The 595-nt window shown below is 54.1% G+C and carries 1 protein-coding gene; it reads right to left on the bottom strand.

The genetic code is table 11. From position 1 onward, the window contains the following. Window positions 1–515, bottom strand: a 515-nt coding sequence (locus NPS46_RS25120; protein WP_274112046.1) for a transposase, incomplete at its 3' end; no start/stop codon positions are given. Window positions 516–595 lie beyond the last annotated feature (80 nt).

Raw genomic sequence — 595 nt, 5'->3', positions numbered from 1 at the left:
ATCCGCTTATCCAGCTTCTCCTCCTGACGCTTGAGCTGATTCAAATTCAGGTGGCGTCGCGAGGAAGCGACTGCCTGAAACTTACTGCCATCGATCGCAACCAGATCGCCCGCAATCAAGCCGGCGGATCGGCAGAACTGCACAAAAGCTCGGCACGTCGTAACGAACGCTACTTTGTTGTTCTTGCGAAAGTCGGCGATGGTCTTGAAGTCGGGTTTAAGCCGGTTGATCAACCACATCACTTCGATGTTGCGTTGACACTCAGCTTCAAGGCGCCGCGACGAGCGAATACGCTGAAAATAGCCATAGAGATAGAGCTTGAGCTGATCGGCGGGGTCGTAAGCAGGGCGCCCAGTGGCCTTGGGCTGAGCTTTCTCAAAACCGAGCTGGCCCAGATCGAGCTTGGTGACATACAGGTCGATGACCCGTACGAGGTGATCTTCAGGGATCAGTTCCTCCAGCGAGACCGGGAACAGGCTGGTCTGGCTGCGGGACTCTCCTTGTATGTAGGCCATAACGAAAAATGCTCCGTATCTTTCGATACGGAGCATTCTCTTAAAGGGCCGGACAGATTGCTAGGTTTTCACACAGTCTG

This window comes from Pseudomonas putida (assembly GCF_028682395.1).
GTDB lineage: Bacteria > Pseudomonadota > Gammaproteobacteria > Pseudomonadales > Pseudomonadaceae > Aquipseudomonas > Aquipseudomonas putida_AB.
The sequence above is the reverse complement of the archived record's forward strand: the minus strand, read 5'-3'. Positions and strand labels throughout refer to the sequence as shown.